The organism is Bacillus sp. MHSD_36 (assembly GCF_030757775.1).
Taxonomy (GTDB): Bacteria; Bacillota; Bacilli; order Bacillales; family Bacillaceae_G; genus Bacillus_A.
In genome coordinates this window covers 1-5,034 of sequence record NZ_JAVBIS010000020.1, presented here as the reverse complement: position 1 = coordinate 5,034, position 5,034 = coordinate 1, and the positions used below count along the sequence as shown (strand labels likewise).

The following is a 5,034-nucleotide window of genomic DNA, read 5'->3' as shown; positions in this document are numbered from 1 at the left end:
CGTGTTTAATAAAGCGTGAGCTTTTCGTGAAATCGTTATTAATTATAGCTTCATTTTGTTTTTTATATTGATAAGTTCGTAACTATAGGTATGATCGCCTTCAGCGATAGCGAGTTTTTTTATTATTTCATTCAATGGCATTATAGTTACTTCGATTGTCTTAATAATAGCTACAGGTTCATTCTGACTATCGGTTAGTTGTTGGTAGTGGTTCATTTTCTAATTTATAAAAAATATGGCCGAAGCATGTTACTGCTTTTATGTCATCAATTATTAACTGTGCGAGATAATTAGGGGAATTACCGAATTGCCAAGCTGTAACAGATGCTGGTTTTTCAGCATTTCCACTAGACCGTATTGAAATAAATTATACTAGAGGTGAAAGAGAGAAAAACCGATACTTCAACTTGAATATCGGTTCAATAATATATGACATATACGAATCTATAGTAATACGAAGACTGTAAATAAGATAGCTAGCAAAATACGATAATATGCAAAAGGTTTTAAACCTATCTTCTCTAAAAGCTTCAGAAAAGTTACTACTGCTAACATTGCGACTATAAAAGAAGTGATGAATCCTATCGCAAACATAGGGATATCATCGACACTTAAATACGTCCAGCTTTTTAATAAGTCTAAGCCTGTAGCCCCAACCATTACAGGAAGGGCAATGAGAAAAGAGAATTCAGATGCAGCCTTATAATTTACTTTTGCTAATAGACCTCCAGAGATAGTAGAGCCGGCTCTAGAGAAGCCAGGGTATACTGCTAAACATTGAAATAATCCAATTGTTAATGCTTGACGGTACGTTAAATCGTCCAGTGAATAGGAGGTTGCCTCTTGCTTCTTTACTTCCGCAAAAATCATAAGAATTGCTCCTGCTACAAGTCCAATCACAACAGTGTATGGCTGAAATAAATAAGTTTTAATAACATCATGTAGTAGCAAACCAGCAACTACTGCCGGAAATACACCAAGAAATACATGGAACGCGTTGAATTTTTTCTCTTTCCGTAGAAGAGGCTTAATATTACATAAAGAAACGAGACGTTTATGATATAAAATTGCAATAGCTAAAATTGCGCCTAGCTGAATAACAATTTCAAACGTTTTTGCTCTTTCTCCTTCAAATCCTAATAAATGCCCAACTAATATAAGGTGACCAGTAGAAGAGATAGGTAAAAATTCAGCTAACCCTTCTACAATACCGAGTATGAAGGCAGTGATGATATCGCTCATAATTTCACTCCTATAAATTAATGAATGTCTGCTCTCTTAAAATAAAATAGTGTTGCAATAAATCCTAAAATAGCTGTTGCTGCAATGATGATATAAGAATACTCTGGTGGATATGTGGATTGTAATTCATTATTTGCAATATCTAGAGTAGCGGTCCATGGAAATAAATCTTTATGTTTGGAGTTCACGAGCATAAGATTCATCATTGTAATAATAACTGTTAATATAATAGGTGGTACATAGCTCTTCATTACAAGAGTTAATAGCACAATAGGTGAAGACAATAGAAAGAGAAGTCCACCACATATTAAAAATTTTAGGAAAGAACCTAAAAGTAAAGTAGTGTTAAAACCAGGGAAGTTCCCCAATAGCCCTAATATTAAAGTAAGCGACCAAGCGACTAAAGTTAGCATCATAATCCAAAGGAAGAGAATGATGAATTTACTTATAATAAAGTTAATGCGCGACACGGGGATAGTCAGTAAATTTTTTAGTGTATCTTCTGCGTATTCGCGGGTAAACAGATAAGCAACAACTACTCCGTATAAAGGGAATCCTATAACTAAAGTAGTATATAAGTTAGCGTCAGTGAATAACTGGTGGAACCAAATAGTTGGAGTTGGCTGTTTTGTTTTTATATGTATATAAGAGGCTACTACGACTAAGAAAGGTGCGACACCAGCCCCAATAATGCTAATTAAAAACATATTAGAGCGTTTTAGTTTTAATAGTTCTGTATAGAGTAGATTAACCAATTGTCCCGCCTCCAACTAGTTTGGTGAAATAATCTTCTAATCTGTCTTCACTGATCATCATTTTTAATACTTCAACATTATTGAGAACGAATGTTCTGTTAATGTGTCCTTGTTGCCCAAAATGAGAGTAAATACGAATATTCCCTTCATCATGTACCTCATAATCGAAAATTTGAAATTGATTTTCTAATAGCATCACAGCTTTATTGTCATTATTCACTTGGAATTCTATGTACTTACGGTTTGCTTTGCGCAGCGTATCAAGAGAAACTTCTTCTAGTAACCTTCCTTCGTGAATAATTCCGATACGATCGACTAACTGTTCTACCTCGGCTAATATGTGACTAGAAATGAGTATCGTTATATTCCTTTCTTGAGCTAAAGAATGAATGAGTTTTCGCATTTCTTTAATACCGATAGGGTCTAGTCCGTTAGTTGGTTCATCTAATATGAGTAGTTCAGGATAATGGAGAAGAGCGCGTGCAATCCCTAAGCGCTGCTTCATTCCTAAAGAATACTTTCCTACTAATTTTTTTGTTTCATGCTGCAAGCCCACTATTTCTAATGCTTCTTCAATAGCATTCTTTTTGTGAACCCCAATTATCTTTGCATTAATTAATAAGTTTTCTTTTGCAGTTAAGTTTTCATAAAACCCTGGAACTTCAACGATAGAACCAATTCTACTTAAAATATCTTTTTGATTTTGAAATAAGTCCTCTCCGAATATTTCGATAGTTCCACTTGTAGGCTTTATAAGACCGAGTAGCATACGAATGGTTGTTGTTTTACCAGCACCGTTACGTCCTATGAATCCATAAATCTCTCCTTGTTGAACGTTAATATTTAGATTATCTACGGATTTTTGATTACCATATACTTTAGTAAGATTAGTCGTTTTTATAATTGTATTTATAGGAGACACCTACTTTCTATAAGTTCTTACTTACATGATAAGAAGGAAGGCTTAACTGCATATTAATCATTTCTTAACTATTTCTTAAAAGTATTGTGTTTTGGAATGGAAAAGCCAAAAGTGGTTCGTTCCCATGGAATACTTTCAACCCATATATGCCCACCATTCTTCTCAACGAGCGCTTTAGAAATAGAAAGGCCGAGCCCGCTACCACCAAAAGACGAGTTTCTTGATTGTTCGCTTCGGTACATTCGCTCAAATACGTTTTGTAAATCATGTTTTGGAATACCAGGGCCTTTGTCCCAAATAAGAAGTTCATATGCTGCATCCGTTTCTAGTAGTTTGACTCCTATTGTTTTCCCATCCTTTCCGTAATAAATGGCATTTTTCATTAAATTACCTATAATCCGCATAAGGCTTAGGTAATCTGCAATGATAGGACAAGTAGACTCTGGCATAAGAACTTGCAGTTTAATATTATGTTTTGAGATTTCAGGTAAAAACTCGATCAAAACTTCTCTAGTAACTTCAGAAAAGTCGAGTTTTTCTTCTTTTAGTGGAAATTCATTAGCGTCTAGCTTTGCCATATTGAATATTTCATCAACTAGGTGCTTTAAGTTATTTGATTTCATATAAAGTATTTTAAGATATTCTTGCTTTTCTATTTCAGAAGCAGCTATTCCGTCTTTTAAAGCATCGATATATCCAATAATGGATGTGAGTGGGGTTCGGATATCGTGCGAGATACTAGACAAAAGTTGTTTTCTAGATTCTTCGGATCGTTTGGCTTCAATTCGAACCTTTTCTAATTCAGCTATTAGTTCATTTATTGAAAAAACAATATTATGTAACGATCGATCATTACTTGTGAATAATCTCGTTTGTAAATTCCCCTTTAGTACACGACTTAATTTAGTGTCCATTAATTTTCGATTTTGAATGAATTGTATTCTTGAAAAGAAGAGATACATTGTAATTAAGATAAGGGTAATAAATAAAGAAATTTTCACCCTTGGGTCCATTTGTATGTTTAAAAGCCCACAGATGATAAGTTGTAATGAAATAAGGAATAGCGTTTTATCAGTCTTCAAGCTTTTCACCTACAAACTTATAACCAATGCCCCATACAGTTTGAATAAATTTTGGATTGGAAGGATCGTTTTCTATTTTCTTTCTAAGTTTTCGAATATGTACCATAACGGTATTGTCATCTTCTATGTAATTGTCGTCCCACACATTTCGGAAGAGCTGCGTTTTTGTAAATACTTGTCCTGGATTTGAAGTGAAGAATTTTAATAGTTCAAGCTCTTTGCCGGTTAAGTTGATTTCTTCTTTATTTGTATGAACTGTGTAAGTATTTAAATCGATAGATAGTCCTTTAAAGCTTAAGGTTGATTTCTCTTGTGCATTAGTGTTACTTCCAAGAACTAAAAAACGCCGCATAAGAGCTTTTACTCGTGCAATGACCTCATGAATACTGAAAGGTTTCGTAATGTAATCATCAGCGCCAATGCTTAAACCTAAAATTTTATCAATTTCGTGATTTTTAGCGGTTAGCATTAATATCGGTACGTTAGTTTTATCTCTAAGCTTTCTACATACTTCGATACCATCTACTTTCGGCATCATAAGGTCTAATATAACGAGGTTATAGTTGTTTTGATTAAATAACTGTAGGGCTTCTTCGCCATTAATCGCGGTATCTACCATATATAATTCTCGTTCTAAATATATTTTTAGTAAATTACGGATTTCTTTATCATCGTCTGCTATAAGGATACGTATATCTTTCATATCTTCACCTGCTTCTAATAGATTTTCATTGATAGTACAACAACACTCTAATTATATACTAGTATTTGTTAAAATAAGGTTCCCAGTTTTATTGGAGGAAAAGGTCTGCACATATTAAGTTGAGAGTTCAAAATGACTTGAATATGTTCTGGGAGAATAAATTAAAGAGAAGCAGAAGATGGTTTCCAGTAATGAATCTTTGTAAGGTTGTATATAGCTAAGAGAGCATAAAAATATTAACTTGAATATATTTATAAAAAGGTGTTGACGATTGGACATTAGAGGTGTAATATAGAACAAGTCGCCGATGACATTAATGTCGAAAGCGGC

Annotated in this window: 5 protein-coding genes and 1 pseudogene; all 6 read right to left on the bottom strand. The window is 33.8% G+C overall.

What is annotated here, in order from left to right:
- Positions 1-78: 78 nt before the first annotated feature.
- Positions 79-364, bottom strand: a pseudogene (locus tag Q9B79_RS26630) (ASCH domain-containing protein); the annotation flags it as partial.
- An 80-nt stretch (positions 365-444) separates the two neighbouring features.
- Positions 445-1,242: an undecaprenyl-diphosphate phosphatase UppP gene (uppP, locus tag Q9B79_RS26625; protein WP_306188988.1), complete on the bottom strand. Its 798-nt coding sequence runs from the start codon at positions 1,240-1,242 to the stop codon at positions 445-447.
- Positions 1,243-1,259: 17 nt separating this feature from the next.
- Positions 1,260-1,997 (bottom strand): ABC transporter permease, encoded by a 738-nt coding sequence (locus Q9B79_RS26620; protein ID WP_306188985.1) that lies wholly within the window; start codon positions 1,995-1,997, stop codon positions 1,260-1,262.
- Positions 1,990-2,919: an ABC transporter ATP-binding protein gene (locus Q9B79_RS26615; protein WP_306188983.1), complete on the bottom strand. Its 930-nt coding sequence runs from the start codon at positions 2,917-2,919 to the stop codon at positions 1,990-1,992. The genes Q9B79_RS26620 and Q9B79_RS26615 overlap by 8 nt, the downstream gene beginning before the upstream one ends.
- 68 nt (positions 2,920-2,987) lie before the next feature.
- Complete coding sequence (locus Q9B79_RS26610; protein WP_306188982.1) at positions 2,988-4,001, bottom strand: sensor histidine kinase; 1,014 nt, start codon at positions 3,999-4,001, stop codon at positions 2,988-2,990.
- Positions 3,991-4,704, bottom strand: a complete 714-nt coding sequence (locus Q9B79_RS26605) for a response regulator transcription factor (RefSeq protein WP_306188980.1) — start codon at positions 4,702-4,704, stop codon at positions 3,991-3,993. The genes Q9B79_RS26610 and Q9B79_RS26605 overlap by 11 nt, the downstream gene beginning before the upstream one ends.
- Between the last annotated feature and the right edge of the window lie 330 nt (positions 4,705-5,034).